The sequence below is a fragment of the Curtobacterium sp. TXMA1 genome, assembly GCF_020162095.1.
In the GTDB taxonomy this organism is placed as follows: domain Bacteria; phylum Actinomycetota; class Actinomycetes; order Actinomycetales; family Microbacteriaceae; genus Curtobacterium.
The window spans coordinates 1,091,868-1,106,464 of record NZ_CP083910.1 but is presented as its reverse complement, the minus strand read 5'-3'; the positions used below and the strand labels follow the sequence as shown (position 1 = coordinate 1,106,464).

General features: G+C 73.4%; 13 protein-coding genes. 7 read left to right on the top strand and 6 right to left on the bottom strand.

Features of this window, described 5'->3' with window-relative positions; genetic code table 11:
• Nucleotides 1-20: 20 nt before the first annotated feature.
• Nucleotides 21-320, top strand: a complete 300-nt coding sequence (locus LCG91_RS05240) for a hypothetical protein (RefSeq protein ID WP_058728790.1) — start codon at nucleotides 21-23, stop codon at nucleotides 318-320.
• On the opposite strand, the gene LCG91_RS05235 is transcribed toward LCG91_RS05240, so the two are convergent.
• Nucleotides 317-823: an 8-oxo-dGTP diphosphatase gene (locus LCG91_RS05235; RefSeq protein WP_058728789.1), complete on the bottom strand. Its 507-nt coding sequence runs from the start codon at nucleotides 821-823 to the stop codon at nucleotides 317-319. The two genes, LCG91_RS05240 and LCG91_RS05235, sit on opposite strands and share 4 nt — an antisense overlap.
• A gap of 84 nt (nucleotides 824-907) precedes the next feature.
• On the opposite strand from LCG91_RS05235, the gene LCG91_RS05230 reads away from it, so the two are divergent.
• Together LCG91_RS05230 and LCG91_RS05225 are read left to right on the top strand one after the other, a co-directional pair.
• Nucleotides 908-1,258: a hypothetical protein gene (locus tag LCG91_RS05230; protein ID WP_058728788.1), complete on the top strand. Its 351-nt coding sequence runs from the start codon at nucleotides 908-910 to the stop codon at nucleotides 1,256-1,258.
• A 35-nt stretch (nucleotides 1,259-1,293) separates the two neighbouring features.
• Nucleotides 1,294-2,184 carry an aminodeoxychorismate lyase gene (locus LCG91_RS05225; RefSeq protein ID WP_224442727.1) on the top strand — a complete coding sequence of 297 codons (891 nt, stop codon included), beginning with the start codon at nucleotides 1,294-1,296 and terminating at the stop codon, nucleotides 2,182-2,184.
• A gap of 52 nt (nucleotides 2,185-2,236) precedes the next feature.
• Here the strand turns inward: LCG91_RS05225 and LCG91_RS05220 are convergent, their stop codons facing one another.
• Nucleotides 2,237-3,436 carry an amidohydrolase gene (locus tag LCG91_RS05220; RefSeq protein WP_224442726.1) on the bottom strand — a complete coding sequence of 400 codons (1,200 nt, stop codon included), beginning with the start codon at nucleotides 3,434-3,436 and terminating at the stop codon, nucleotides 2,237-2,239.
• A 111-nt stretch (nucleotides 3,437-3,547) separates the two neighbouring features.
• Here LCG91_RS05220 and LCG91_RS05215 point away from each other — a divergent pair, with 111 nt between their 5' ends.
• Together LCG91_RS05215 and LCG91_RS05210 are read left to right on the top strand one after the other, a co-directional pair.
• Entirely contained in the window at nucleotides 3,548-4,783 is a 1,236-nt protein-coding gene (locus LCG91_RS05215) for a Fic family protein (RefSeq protein WP_224442725.1), read from the top strand.
• On the top strand, nucleotides 4,780-6,951 hold the full coding sequence (locus LCG91_RS05210) for a S9 family peptidase (RefSeq protein WP_224442724.1): 2,172 nt from the start codon (nucleotides 4,780-4,782) through the stop codon (nucleotides 6,949-6,951). Before LCG91_RS05215 ends, LCG91_RS05210 begins: the two co-directional genes overlap by 4 nt.
• 203 nt (nucleotides 6,952-7,154) lie before the next feature.
• On the opposite strand, the gene LCG91_RS05205 is transcribed toward LCG91_RS05210, so the two are convergent.
• Nucleotides 7,155-8,687: a CYTH domain-containing protein gene (locus LCG91_RS05205; RefSeq protein ID WP_224442723.1), complete on the bottom strand. Its 1,533-nt coding sequence runs from the start codon at nucleotides 8,685-8,687 to the stop codon at nucleotides 7,155-7,157.
• 61 nt (nucleotides 8,688-8,748) lie between these two features.
• On the opposite strand from LCG91_RS05205, the gene LCG91_RS05200 reads away from it, so the two are divergent.
• On the top strand, nucleotides 8,749-9,021 hold the full coding sequence (locus tag LCG91_RS05200; protein WP_058728783.1) for a mycoredoxin: 273 nt from the start codon (nucleotides 8,749-8,751) through the stop codon (nucleotides 9,019-9,021).
• 135 nt (nucleotides 9,022-9,156) lie between these two features.
• Here LCG91_RS05200 and LCG91_RS05195 read toward each other — a convergent pair whose 3' ends face one another.
• Together LCG91_RS05195 and LCG91_RS05190 are read right to left on the bottom strand one after the other, a co-directional pair.
• A complete protein-coding gene (locus LCG91_RS05195) occupies nucleotides 9,157-11,283 on the bottom strand; it encodes a DEAD/DEAH box helicase (RefSeq protein WP_058728782.1) in 2,127 nt (708 codons plus the stop codon).
• A gap of 475 nt (nucleotides 11,284-11,758) precedes the next feature.
• On the bottom strand, nucleotides 11,759-13,003 hold the full coding sequence (locus tag LCG91_RS05190; RefSeq protein ID WP_224442722.1) for a phosphotransferase enzyme family protein: 1,245 nt from the start codon (nucleotides 13,001-13,003) through the stop codon (nucleotides 11,759-11,761).
• 80 nt (nucleotides 13,004-13,083) lie between these two features.
• On the opposite strand from LCG91_RS05190, the gene LCG91_RS05185 reads away from it, so the two are divergent.
• Entirely contained in the window at nucleotides 13,084-14,160 is a 1,077-nt protein-coding gene (locus tag LCG91_RS05185; RefSeq protein WP_224442721.1) for an FUSC family protein, read from the top strand.
• A 29-nt stretch (nucleotides 14,161-14,189) separates the two neighbouring features.
• On the opposite strand, the gene LCG91_RS05180 is transcribed toward LCG91_RS05185, so the two are convergent.
• Complete coding sequence (locus LCG91_RS05180) at nucleotides 14,190-14,576, bottom strand: hypothetical protein (RefSeq protein ID WP_058728779.1); 387 nt, start codon at nucleotides 14,574-14,576, stop codon at nucleotides 14,190-14,192.
• Nucleotides 14,577-14,597: the final 21 nt, after the last annotated feature.

Genomic DNA, 14,597 nt, shown 5'->3' with positions numbered 1-14,597 from the left:
GCGCGCGTATCCTGGTCCGCATGCACCCGCGCACCGCCTGGCACCGCGTCCTCGTCACCGCCGTCGTCGCGTTCCTCGTGCTCGCGGCCGCGTTGTACGCCGCGAGCGTGTTCCTCGCGCCCGCCGACGGCCGGAACACCGCAGGCCTCTTCGTCGGCTGGGCGATGTTCGCCGTGCTCGGCGCGATCGCCGCGGGCATCGTCGACTTCTTCGTCCGCCCGCTCGGTGGCCGCAGCGGGGACGCGGACGTCCTGGCCGCGGCCGAGGAAGCACGCACCGGCAGCACCCGGGTGCAGCAGGGCCGCGCCGGCGTCCGCTAGACGCCCGCGCCGCTGAAGCCCGACACCGTCGCGTTGTCCTCCGCGAACGTGAAGCGAGCGTGGACGCTCCCACCGGCCAGTACGCCCGGCAACCAGTAGCGGGCGTCGTCCCACATGGCGTCGTACGGCACCGTGTCGACCGGGATCCAGCGCGGCTCGAGCTCGTCGCTGCCGGACGGTTCGCCCTGCCACCGGCGGCAGACGAAGACGTCCGAGACCTGTGACCAGGACGGGCGGAACGGGAACCGGTAGTCCAACGTGCCACGTGCCTCCAGGTCGTCCGTGTCGAGGCGCAGGCCGACCTCCTCCGCCACCTCGCGGACCGCTGCCGCCACCGGCGGCTCCCCCGGCTCCCGCTTGCCGCCGGGACCGACCACCCGACCGGCACCGAGCCCGCGACGCTTCTCGCCGAGCAGCACCTCGGGGCCGTCGACGCCGTCGCGGAGCAGGTAGACGACCACGACCGGGGCGTGCTGGGACTTCGTCTCGTCGCGTGCGGTCACGGTCCCCAGTCTGGCGGACGTGTCCGGTGGACGCTCCGTGCTGGCGTACGATCGCAGGCATGGCAGGCGTGCTGCGGGGGCACCATGGCTGAGCCCCGCAGGACCGGGCGCAGCCTCGAAGTGCTGCGCGCCGAGGCCGCCGAGGAGATCTCGATGATCGTCGAGCACCGGAGCCGCGCGGGCGAGGACCCGTGGGAGTTCATGCCGACGCTGCCGACCGTGGACGAGCAGGTCGTGCTCATCCTGCGCGCGGACGCCGTCGAGCTCGACGCGGCGATCGGGCAGCGGAGCGCGCACTGGGCCGGGCACCCGGCGTCCGGGCAGCGCACCGAGCTCGGCGAGGAGTACCACCGGCTGCGTCGCATCGCCCTGCAGCACCCTGAGCTGACGCCCGCGGTGTGGAAGCTCATGGGGTCGCTCCCCGGCCGCGACTGACGCCCGCCCACCCGGCGCTGCGGTTGGATGGACGCATGACCGACACCGTCCTCGCCGTCCTCAATCAGCCCTCGCGCGACGCAGCCCCGCACGACCCGGAGGCCGACGCCTTCACGTGGGCGACGCCGCTCGAGGAGCACCTGCAGGTGCAGGACCTCGGCGCGATCCGCGGCGACGGGGTGTTCGAGACCATCACGGTCGTCGACGGTCGGCCGCAGGCACTCGAGCCGCACCTGGCGCGGTTCGTCCGGTCGGCGGCGATGCTCGACCTCCCCGCGCCGGACCTCGACGCGTGGCGGCAGGCGATCGAGGCCGCGTGCGCCCGGCTCGACCCGGTGCACGAGGCCTTCGCGAAGACCGTCATGACCCGCGGCGTCGAGGGGTCGGGTCGCCCGACCGGCTGGGTGTACGCGGCGCCGTCCGGTGACCAGACCCCCGCACGCACCGAGGGCATCGCCGTCGTGACGCTCGACCGCGGCTACCGGCACGACGTGGAGCGGACCTCGCCGTGGCTGCTGCAGGGCGCGAAGACGCTGTCGTACGCGGTGAACATGGCGGCGCTCCGCGAGGCCGAGCGGCGCGGCGCCGACGACGCACTCTTCGTCTCCTCGGACGGCTACGTGCTCGAGGGCACGCGTGCGAACCTCGTGGCGTCCGTGGACGGACGGTTCGTGACGCCGCGGACCGACATCGGGATCCTGGCCGGGACGACGCAGGCCGACGTGTTCCGGTTCGCCGAGGGCGAGGGCATCGAGACGTCGTACGAGCTGCTCACCTTGGCCGACCTCGAGGCTGCGGACGCCCTCTGGCTGCTGTCGAGCGTCCGCCAGGCCGCACCGATCCGCTCGGTGAACGGCGTCGCCCGGTCGATGGACCTGCCGATGACGGAGCGCATCAACGACTTCCTGCTCTCCCGCGACCAGTAGCCGGACGGGAGGCCCGTGGCGGGTCGCCACGGGCCTCCCGTCCGCCACCGGGTCACCAGCGCGGGGTGGTGACGCCCGTCCCGTCGGCCCACTCGTAGACGGACGCGCCCTCGATCCAGACGCGTGTCGCGCGACTGGTCGCGGCGAGCGGGTCGCCGTCCCACAGGACCAGGTCGGCGTCGAATCCCGGCGCGATGCGGCCGACGCGGTCGCCGAAGCCCAGGAAGTCCGCCGGGTTGGTGGTGAGGGCCTCGAGCGCGGTCTGCCAGGGCAGGCCCTCCTTGACCGCGGCGGCGGCCTGGTCGACGAGCATCGCGATCGGCACGACCGGTGCGTCCGTCGTGATCGCCACCCGGACACCGGCGGCGGCGAGCGCCACGACGTTCGGGATGCCGCGGTCGCGGAGCTCGACCTTCGAACGGCTCGTGAACAGCGGGCCGTAGATGACCGGCACGTCGCGTTCGGCGAGCAGGTCCGCCAGCTTGTGCGCCTCGGTGCCGTGGTTCACGACGAGCCGGTAGCCGAACTCGTCCGCCAGGCGGAGTGCGGTCGCGAGGTCGTCGTGCCGGTGCACGTGCTGGTCCCAGGCGAGCTCGCCGTCGAGCACCCGGACGAGCGTCTCCTTCGTCAGGTCGCGGGTGAAGGGCTCCCCCTTCGCAGCCGCGGCGTCACGGGCGGCGCGGTGGTCCTGCGCGGCGACGAAGGCCTCGCGGATGACCTTCGCGACGCCGAGCCGCGTCGACGGCGTCCTCCCCTTCTCGCCGTACACCCGCTTCGGGTTCTCGCCGAGGGCACTCTTCACGCTCACGGCGTCCGAGATGAGCTGCTCGTCGATCGTCCGACCGCCCCAGGTCTTGATCGCGACGGTCTGCCCACCGATCGGGTTGCCCGAGCCGGGCTTCACGACGATGCTCGTGATGCCGCCGGACAGCGCGTCGCGGAAGCCCTCGTCGTCGATGTCGACGGCGTCGATCGCCCGGACCGCGGCCTGGTTCGGGTCGGTCATCTCGTTCGTGTCGTTGCCGGCCCAGCCGTTCGCCTCCTCGTGGATGCCGACGTGGCCGTGCGACTCGACGAAGCCGGGGACGAGCCAGGCACCGGCGGCGTCGACCACGGGCAGGCCCCGGGGCGGCGTGACGTCGGGACCGACCGCGGTGATGCGGCCGTCCTCGACGACGACGGCACCGCCGTCGAAGGGCGGAGCGGTGACGGGGACGACGTGCGCCCCGGTGACGACGAAGGAGTTGCGCATGCCACCACGGTACGGCGGCCCGGTGACGCCGCTCGCGAGATGCGGATTCCTGGTACCAGCGGGGCGGATCGTCCTAGCGTCTCGGCACCGACGACCCACCCAGGAGGCCCCGTGACCCGACCCCGACCCCGCTGGCCCGTCCACGGCACGGTCGTCTGTCCCTGGCGCAGCGCCGTCCGCGGTGACCGGACCGTCCGCCGGACCACGACCGTCACCGCCTCGGTCCCGCCCCGGATCGCCGACGCCTGCTGGGAGCCCGATCCGACGACCGCCGCCCTGCTCGACCGCAGCCTCGACGCACTCCGGGCCCTCGACGACGGCGACGGCGGTGCCGCTCCCCTGCACCGGCTGCTCACCCGGACCGAGGCGGTCGCGACCTCGCGCATCGAGCACGAGGACGCCACCGCCGAGGACGTCGCACGCGCCCTGGTGGGCATGCGGGCGAACACGAGCGCCACGGCGATGGTGCAGGCCGGCGACGCCCTCGAGCGCCTGGTGCGCGCGGCCGGGGCCGGACGCCTGGACGAGACCGCACTGCTCGACGCCCACCGTGGTCTGCTCCGGGGCGACCCGGTGGACGGCCCGTACGCCGGCCGCTACCGGACGGTGCAGAACTGGATCGGCGGCGGACGCACACCGGGTGACGCCGACCACGTCCCGCCGCCGCCCGGACTCGTGCCCGGCCTGATGGCCGACCTCTTCGCCTTCCTCGAGCGCGACGACCTGCACCCGGTGGCCCAGGCGGCGATCGCACACGCGCAGTTCGAGTCGATCCACCCGTTCACGGACGGCAACGGTCGGACGGGGCGGGCGCTCGTGGCCGCGGTGCTGCGCGCTCGGGGCGCGTCACGGCGAGCGAACCCGCCGGTCTCGACGGTCCTGGTCGCCGAGCGAGCGCGGTACTTCGCCCACCTGGCTCGGTACCGCGACGGCTTCGTCGACGAGTGGGTCCGCGACGTGGCGATCGCCGTGGGCGCCGGCTCGGACGAGGCGCTCGTGACGGGTCTGCTGCTCGACGAGGTCGCACAGGACCGCGCGGCGACGGTCTGTGCTCCCGGTCCGCACGCGGTGCTCGTACGGGCGCTCGAGCAGGACGCCGTCCTGACGGAGGAGCACGCCGAGGACCTCCTCCGCCGCGCGATCAGGCAGGGCGTCGTCGGGGGCGCGGTCGAGCCGTTGCTCGAGACCACGATCGTCGACCTCTGCCGGGCCGGGGTCCTCCGGCCGGTGACCACGCGTCGACGACGCCGCGCGTGGATCGCACCCGCGGTCGTGGTCGAGCTCGACGCGTTCACCGAGCGCGTGCGGGCGGGCGTCGAGGCCCGGGCGCATAGGGTGGCGTGGTGAGCAGTGAGCACGCCCAGGCCACCCCGCCGACCGCCGCGAAGCGGCCCGTCACGCGGACCCACCACGGCATCGACTTCGTCGACGACTACGAGTGGCTGCGGGACAAGGAGTCACCGGAGACCCTCGCCCACCTCGAGGCCGAGAACGCTTGGACCGAGGCGCGGACGGCGCACCTCGCCGGACTCCGCGACCGCATCTTCGCCGAGGTGAAGAACCGCGTGCAGGAGACCGACCTCTCCGTGCCGGTGCGGATGGGCGACTGGTGGTACTTCACGCGCACGGCCGAAGGCAGCCAGTACGGCGTGCACTGCCGCGCGCCGATCAGCGGCCCGGACGACTGGACGCCGCCCGCGGTCGACGAGGGCGCAGCGGCCCTGCCCGGGGAGCAGGTCGTCCTCGACGGCAACGCCCTGGCCGAGGGACACGACTTCTTCTCGCTCGGCAGCTACGACATCAGTGACGACGGCACCCGCCTGCTGTACGGCGTCGACGTCGAGGGCGACGAGCGCTACACGCTGCACGTGCGGGACCTCACGACCGGCACGGACCTCGGTGACGAGATCCCGGACACCGGCTCCGGCGCCACCTTCGACCCGTCCGGGCAGTACGTGTTCTACCCGACGGTCGACGAGTCCTGGCGTCCTGACCGCATCTGGCGGCACGCCGTCGGCAGCGCCACGGGCGATGACGTCGTCGTGTTCGAGGAGTCCGACGACCGCTACTGGGTCGGCGTCGGGGTCACCCGCTCGTCGCAGTACATCGTCATCGAGCTCGGGTCGAAGATCACGTCCGAGGCGCTGGTGCTCGACGCGGCCGACCCGACCGGTGAGTTCCGCGTCGTGTGGCCGCGGCGCGACGGTGTCGAGTACGAGATCGAGCACGCCATCGTCGGTGGGAGCGACCGCTTCCTGGTGCTGCACAACGACGGCGCCGAGAACTTCGAACTCGTCGACGTGCCCGCCGATGACCCCACCTCGGAGCACGACCGGCGGGTCGTCGTCGCGCACCACCCCGAGCGTCGCATCGAGTCCGTGGATGCCTTCGCCGGGCACCTCGCGCTCGAGTACCGGGCAGAGGCGCTCCCCCGCGTCGCCGTCATCCCGATCGAGGGCGACGGGTACGGCGACGCGCACGAGGTCCCCTTCGACGAAGCGCTGTTCTCGGCGGGGCTCGGCGGCAACCCCGAGTGGGAGCAGCCGACCCTGCGCATCGGGTACACGTCGTTCGTCACCCCGTCCGAGGTGAGCGACCTCGACCTGGCGACCGGCGAGGTCACGGTCCTCAAGCGCCAGCCGGTCCTCGGCGGCTACGACCCGGCCGACTACGTGCAGGAACGGGACTGGGCCACAGCCGAGGACGGCACGAAGGTGCCGATCTCGCTCGTCTGGCGTCGCGACGCGGTCGACGCCGACACCCCTTCGCCGCTGCACCTGTACGGCTACGGGTCGTACGAGCACTCGATCGACCCGGGCTTCAGCGTCATGCGCCTGTCGATGCTCGACCGAGGGGTCGTCTTCGCGGTCGCCCACGTGCGGGGCGGCGGTGAGATGGGCCGCCACTGGTACGAGGACGGCAAGACGCTGACGAAGAAGAACACCTTCACCGACTTCGTCGCGGTCGCGGAGCACCTGATCGAGAGCGGCCGGACGAGCGCCGACCGCCTGGTGGCCGAGGGCGGCAGCGCCGGTGGCCTGCTCATGGGTGCCGTCGCCAACCTGGCGCCCGAGCGCTTCGCCGGCATCCTGGCCGCCGTCCCGTTCGTCGACGCGCTGACCAGCATCCTCGACCCGGACCTGCCCCTCACGGTGATCGAGTGGGACGAGTGGGGCGACCCGCTGCACGACGCCGAGGTCTACCGGTACATGAGCGAGTACTCGCCGTACGAGAACGTGCGCGACGACGTGCAGTACCCGCAGATCCTCGCCGTGACATCGATCAACGACACGCGCGTGCTCTACGTCGAGCCCGCGAAGTGGACGGCGAAGCTCCGTGAGGTCGGCGCTCCGGTGCTGCTGAAGACCGAGATGGCCGCGGGACACGGCGGTGTGAGCGGCCGGTACGACTCCTGGCGTGAGCGGGCGTTCGAACTCGCGTGGCTGCTCGACGTGCTCGGTCTGGCCGACGTCAACCCGGCGGCCGCCACGGCGGAGCCCATCGCCGCCGGCTGAGCGCGGAGCGGCTGCCGGGCTGCCGCGCTGGGCGCTGGGCGCTCGCCGCTGGCCGCTCGCCGCTCGCCGCTCGCCGCTGGCCGCTGGCCGCTGCCGATCGTCCCGCGACAGCGACAGGACTCCGCCGAACATCGGCGGAGTCCTGTCGCTGTCGCGGAACACCTGCGCGCAGCACGCGGGCTGGGCGCCCGGCCGCCACGGGCTCACACGCGGTTGAGCGCGTGCACCGCCTGGTCGTAGGAGTCCTCGGCGAGCCGCACGCGGTCCCCCGCGAGCACGCCGTACCCGAACGTCCCCTCTCCACCGCGCTCGGCGATGCCGGAGTGCACCCGCAGCACGTCGAGGGCGTGCAGGGAGCGCACCCGCTCGGTGAGCACGTCCGCGGCGTCCCCGATGCGCTTCCACAGCGCGTGCGGGAAGGCGTCGTCGCCCAGCACGTCCATCGCGGCGCGGGCACGGGTCGCCGCACGCCAGGCCTGCTCGGTCGCGGCACGGTCGGCGGCCTCGCGGTCCACGAGCCCGACGCTCTCGTCGTCGTCCCCGACGGCGTTGCGGACGAGCTCGCGGACGCGCGGCTTCTCGACGGCCGAGACGTCCTGCGCCACGTGCTTCGGGGAGCGCAGCGCCCACGCCGTCGGAGCCGGCCGTTCGACGGCGTCGTCGAGGGCGTCGAGGAGCTCGAGGTACGGCTCCGAGTGCAGGAACGCCGTGACCTCGCCGACCGCGACGGCGCGGCGCTCGCGGGTTGCGGCGAGGACGCGCTCGCGGGTCATGGCGTCGACGAGCAGGTCCTGCGCCGGCGTCGACGCGTTCGGCAGCCGCTCCACCAGGTAGTCGGCCAGTGCGGCACGTGCCGTCACGGCGGCCAGGGCGTCCGCTGCCTCGGCGGCGCGGTCGGCGGCCGGTGTGGCGGGGAAGGCCGGCCGGTAGGAGCCCAGCACCGCGGCGGTGTCGAGGGCGGTCCGCGCGGTGGCTCGGAGGTCGACGTCGCCGCCGGTCCGCAGCTCGGCGTCCGCTGCCAGGAGCGCGGCCCGGAGCTTGCGCAGGCGCTTCGTCAGCGCACGTGCGGCGGTGTGCTTCTCGGGCTTCTCGGCCGTCCGGAGCCGCGCGGCGGGGGCGCCCTCGAGTCCCCGTGCGAGCTTCGAGGTGACCGCCGCGGGGTGGGCGCCGATGTCGGCGAACCGACCGTCGAGCGCTGCGAAGAGCTCGTGCGCCACCTGCTCGTCGACACCTTCGACCGTCTCGACCTCGACCTCGCGCCAGGTACGCGGGGTCGCGGGCGCCTGGTCGTCGAGGCGCTGGGCGACCACGCGGTCGTCGGCGAGTTCGGCGACCTGGTCGTCGTCCTCGTCGAGCAGCCGGGTGACCGCCCGCGTGGTGGTGATCCGGACGACCGGGCGCAGGCCGCGGCCCCGACGCTCGGTGAAGAGCGCGCCGAGGACCGCGTCGGGCACGGTGTCGGCGTCGTCGGTCAGGGGGAAGTGCTGCTCGTGCCGGACGGTGTCCGACGCGGCTCGCTTGATGTGCCACCCGGCGTCCGGGCCGCCCGTGCGCCGTCGGACGGTCACCCGCGACGCGACGAGGTCGTACCGCTCGGTGTCCCAGTAGGTGGCGTCGAGCTCGAACTGCTCCTGGTGCTCCGTCCGGGCGATGCTACCGACCCCGATGAGGTCCGGCAGGGCGTCGCCCTCGGGCATGTCGTACGTACGCTCGATCTCGAGGTGGGTGTCCGTCACGCGCTCCTGTCTACCAGGGGTCACCGGGGTTCCCCGACCCGACGGGGTTAGCCTGGTGCCCATGAGCGAGACAGTCACCCGAGACGCGTTCGTGCCCGAGGCCGGCGGCGTCACGATGTTCACGACGACCTGGTGCGGCTACTGCGCCCGGCTGAAGAACCAGATGACGAAGGCCGGCGTGCCCTTCCGCGAGGTCGACATCGAGCAGACCCCGGGCACGGCCGAGCTCGTCGCCGAGGTCAACGGCGGCAACCAGACCGTGCCGACGCTCGTGTTCCCGGACGGCAGCACCGCGACGAACCCGTCCCTGGCCGAGGTGCAGTCGCGCATCTGACGCTGCGCACCCCGCTCAGGCGCTGCGCACAACAGGAAGCGGCTCGAACCACGGAATTCCGTGGTTCGAGCCGCTTCCTGTTGTGCGTGAGCACGTCGCGCCACAGCGCGGCGCCGCCGCCGATGCGCCCGGCGGTCAGCCCCCGAGCGCCTCCGTCAGCAGCGCCACCATCGCGTCGAGCTGGATGTCGCCCGAGTCGTCGACCTCCTCGTCGGAGCCGTCGAGCGCGCGGGCGGCCAGGGACGCCTTCGAGTCGATGAGCTCGGCGATCTTGGTGTCGATCGTCTGCGCGGCGATGATGCGCCACGCGGTGACGGGTTCCTCCTGCCCGATCCGGTGCACGCGGTCGATCGCCTGTGTCTGCTCGGCCGAGGTCCACGACAGCTCGGCGAGCACGACGTTCGAGGCCACCTGCAGGTTCAGGCCGACGCCCGCAGCGGTGAGCGAGCAGACGATCACGGCAACGTCGGGGTCGTTCACGAACGCGTCGATCTCGGCGGTGCGCTGCGCGGGCGTCTGGTCGCCACGGACGGTCGCGGTCTTCAGGTGCCGACGGGCGAAGACCTCCTCCGCCTGGTCCATCACGTCGAGGTGCTTCGCGAAGAACACGACCTTGCCGACGTTCGAGGCGAGCTGCGCCGCGTAGTCCGCCGCGAGCTGCGCCTTGGCGCGACCGATCCGCCGGACCATGGAGAACACGTTCTCGCCGGTCGACGAGGCGTCCTGGTCCTCGAGCTCCCACCGGGCGACCTGGCGGACGAGCTTGTGGTCGATGCCGACGACGGGGTCCTGCCCGGTGCGGGCGTCGAGTGCCTGGTGGTAGCGCCGGACGAGCTTCGCGGTGAGCTCGCGCTCGGCGTCGCGGATCGAACGGCCCTCTTCCCCGTCGAGCTCGACCGGGATGTCGGCGATGCGTCGGGCGGGGATGTCCGCGGCGACGTCCACCTTGCGGCGGCGGACGATGCCCTGGTCGATGACGGCCTTGCGCGCCTCGACGAAGAAGCCGGGGTCCGCGGGGGTGAGCCCGATGTCCTCGAGCTCGTTCATGAGCTTCGCGCGGGGCTTCTTGTCGTCGATCCAGCCGAGGAACTCCCAGATGGTGCGGAAGTCCTCGACCGAGTTGATCAGCGGGGTACCGGTCAGCGCCATGAACAGCGGCGAGGACACCCGCGAGCGGATCTGCTCGGCGAGCTGCAGCACGAACCGGGAGCGCTGCGACTCCTTGTTCTTGATGAAGTGCGCCTCGTCGACGACCATGCCCTTGAACCCGAAGGACCCGAGCCACCCGGCGTGCCGGTCGAGGATCTCGTAGTTCACGATGACGATGTCGGCGAAGCCGTCCAGGTCGTCCCCGTCGCCGTGGATGACGGTCGCGGTCCGGTTCGGCACCCAGCGCTCGGCCTCGCGCGCCCAGTTCGTCTTGACGACGTTCGGCACCACGACGAGCAGCGGGAAGGCGTTCGCGGCGTCGGCGGCGAGCAGCGACTGCGCGGTCTTGCCGAGGCCGGGCTCGTCGGCGAGCAGGAAGGTGCGGTGCCCGTGCGACGCGGCGGCGACGAGCTCCGCCTGGTGCTTCATCAGCGTGGTGCCGGACCGCGAGTGCAGCGACGTCGGCTCGGGCAGCGGCATCGACGCCGCTCCCCCGCCCGCGCCGTACTCGAACGACTTGAACAGCGGACCGAAGAGCTCCCAGTTCGCCAGGCGACGCGGGTGCGCGACGGGCTGGTCGGCGAGGGCGAAGTCCGGCGGCAGGAACGGGTTGGCGAGCTGCCGCTGCACGACTGCCTGCGGGACGACCGCCCGCACGGGCGACTCGACCACCGGCGAGGGCTCCGCCGCGATGACGAGCTCCTCGGGCTGCAGCTCCATGCCACCGGCGATCATCATGTCGCGCTTGACCGTCCGCGTCGCCTCGCTCACCGAGGCCTCCTCGGTCAGCAGCTGGATCACGCTGGTGTCCCGCGCCGCGGTCTTCGCCAGGATGGTGGCGACGCCGTCGAGCCGCTTCAGCTGCTCGGCGCGCTGCGCGTCGGTGAGCTCCGGGTCGGCCTTGACCCGCGCACGCTCCTCGCGCATCAGCAGGGCCACCGCCTGGAACTTCGACCGGTTGGACGCCTTGAGCGGTCCGCGCTGCGCTGCCGCCTCGACCTCGCGCACCGCGCGGGCGAGCACCGGGATGACGCCGTCGTTGTCCAGCGGCCGGGTGCGGCGCGACGCGGTCCGCGTCCCGCCGGCTGCTCGCCGGGTGCCTGATCGAGCCAACGCTCCTCCTCCTTGCGCCCGTTCCGCACGGGCGAGCCGCCGTCGTGGCGGGAAGTCCTCGACCGGCGTCTGGCGCGACCCCGGTCCACGGGCCACCCTGGCCCGCTCGTGCGCCGGTCCCGTCGAGGGACGTCCGGTGGACTCCCGCGGCCCGCGCGGCCGGCACACTCGGGTGCTCGGCACGACGATCCGCGCCGGGACCCGGCGCCGTCGCACGCACGTGGTGCCCGTCGGACGCCCACGGATCCGGTCCCCACGTCGGTTCGGTGACCGACAGCCGCGTCCGGAAACGACGCGGCACGCGACGACACGGTGCGTGCTGCGCACAGTTTACTCCCGCACCCCCGACGGAGGCGACTCGACAGGACCCGCGCGCGTCGTGCCTCCCGTCCGGTCGTCGGGCGGTCGGGACGGGCGTCGGCCGGGAGGCGCGGCTCCCCTCCACCTGCCCGTCCGTTCCCGGCGGACGGCCGGGTCAGGCCTGCGGTGCGGACCGCGGACGGAACACGCCGTCCGAGGGCACGGTCGGCGCCGCCTCGGCGAGCGCGGCGCGCGTCGCCGCCAGCAGCTGCCGGGCGGTCCGGATCCCGTTCTCCGAGCCGGTCGTGGCCTGTCCGCCCGCGTGGGCGAGGAGCTGCGCGCCGATGGCGGGGCCGATGCGGTCGGCCTCACCGGGGTTGCGCGCGACCCAGTCGCGGGCGACGGCGTCGGCGAGCCGCTCGGCAGCGGCCCCGCGCTCGGCGTCCCCGCGCGACCGGTGCCACAGCCCGGTGACGACCAGGTGGGCGACGACCGCACCGACGTCGCGGACCGGGAACCCCCAGCCGGCGGTGTCGATGTCGAGCAGGCCGGAGATGCGCCACGGCTCGTCCTCGTCGACGAAGACCTGCTCGAGGTGCAGGTCACCGTGCACCACCTGCTTCGTGGCGGCGCCCCAGCCGACCGACCGTCGACCGATGGCGTCGTAGAGCTCGTCGACCTCGGCGGCGTCCTGCGGCAGTGCGGCGACGAGCGTGCGGCGGTGCCAGTCCGCGTGGTCCATCGCGTCGGCCCGTGCCTGCTGCGTCATCGGGACGGTCGCGATGCGACCGGTCAGGGCGGCGAGCGACGCGACGAAGCGCGGGTCGTCGGCGATCTCGGTGATCCGGCTGCCCGCGGGCATGCCCCGGATGCGCTCGAGGACGAGCAGTCCGTCGCCCCGGCTCGACAGCACCCGCGGGACCGGCAGTCCGGCGGCCACGAACTGCTCGTGGGTCTCGACGATCGGCGCGACGCGGTGCGGGCGGACGATCTTCAGGAAGAGCACCCGCTCCGGGGCGTCGACGCGGACGACCGCCCGCTTGCCCGGGCGGTAGGCGGCCACCGACAGCACCGGGTCGGTGACCGGCATCCCGATGCCCGCGAGGAGTTCGGCGACGGCGTCGCGGTACGTCACCTGCGGCAGCACCGGCAGCCCGGGGTCGTTCGGGTAGGCCCAGACCGAGACCGGCTCACCGGTGGCCGGGTCGGTGACGATCGCGCTGTTCTGGTCGTGGGCGCCACCGGTGTCGACGTAGGTCAGGACGGTGGCGCGCTGACCGGTCCGGTCGACGGTGTCGACCTCGTAGCCGTACAGGTAGCCGTTGCCCGACGGCTCGACCGAGTGCGCGCGTGCGGCCACGACGGAGGTCCCGGAGCCGGCGAAGGCCTGCGGGATGACGCGCTCGTGGTTGGGCCACACGGGACCAGTCAACCGTGCCGCGGCGGTTTCGTCGCCATCGTGCACGGCTCGGCGTGCGGCTTGTGGCTACCGTGGTCGTCGTGAACCCGGTCGCACGTCTCCGCAGTTCCAGCCGCACACCGTTCCTGCAGGTCGTGAAGACGGCGGTGGCGGTGGTCGCCGCAGTGCTGCTCTGCCGGGTCCTCATCGACGGCCCCTTCCCGACCTTCGCCGCGATCGCCGCGCTCCTCGTCGTGCAGCCCAGCATCAACCAGTCGTTCGTGAAGGGTCTCGAGCGCAGCGCCGGCGTGGTGCTCGGCGTGGTGCTCGCGACCGCGTTCCACCTGCTGCTCGGCGACTCGGTGTGGGTCGTGCTCGTCGTCATCGTCCTGGCGATCCTGCTGAGCTGGGCGCTCCGCCTGACCCCGACCTCCGCCACCCAGGTCGGCATCAGCGGCATGCTCGTGCTCACCGCCGGGGTCGTCACGCCGAACTACTCGGCCGACCGGATCCTCGAGACGGTGGTCGGCGCGGTCGTGGCGCTTGCGGTGAACGCCGTGGTCGTGCCGCCGGTCCTGCTCGAGCCGGCACACCTCGCGGTCGCCCGACTGGCCCGCGACACCGCTGCCGCGTTCGAGCGGATCGCGATCGGCCTCACTGAGGGCTGGGACGCCGCCCGGTGGGACGAGGCCCTGCGGCAGGCGCGGGCGCTCCGACAGCAGCACGCCCGTGCCGAGGCCTCGCTCACCGCTGCGGGCGAGTCGCTCACGATGAACCCCCGCGGTGGCCGGCACCGGACGATCCTGCAGCGCGACACGGCGATCGCCGAGCACCTGCGCGTGCTCGTCACCCGTGTCACGGGGATGACCCGGGCGATCCGGGACAACACCGCACCGGACCTCCGGTCGGACCCGGTGGTGGGGAGCATCGCGACCGAGGTCGCCCGGATCGGTGCGGACGTCCGGGCGCTGAGCGCGCGGGTCGAGGCGACGCGGCTGCACCACGTCGAGCGGGACGGCTTCACCGGCACCGGTGGCGAGGACACGACGGCCACGGACCACGCGTTGACGGCGCCGCTCGAGGTCGTCCGACCGAACTCGCGGCACTGGGTGCTGATCGGCGCCCTGCTCGAGGACATCCGACGCGTGCGCGAGGAACTCCTCGGCGAGGACGACTGAGGTCCGCGGGCGGTCGTGCCGGTGCCCGGTCAGGCCGTGGCGTGCTGCTCCGCGCGGTCGTACGCTCCTGCTGGCCCGGTGGCGGCGGACTCGTCGGCGGCGGCGACCGCCTCGAACGCGGTGAGCACGAGCCGGTCCCACAGCGCCGTCGCCGACTCGTGGTCGTCGGCCCGGCTCCCCTCGAAGCGCCGGATGGTGGCCACCGCCCGGTCCGAGCCGGCCTCGTACGCCGCGCGGCTCGCGACGTCCGGCACGGCGCTGAGCAGCTCCGCGACGACCCGCTCGCGCCGGTCGGTCTCCAGCTCGCCGAGCACGCCGATGCCGTCCCGTGCCGCGTCGAGCTCCGCCTGCAACCGGACGATCGCCGGGTGGTCGCTGTCGTCCGGACGGTACGGACGGTTCTCCTGATCCTGCATGGTGCCCCCTCGGGACACTGC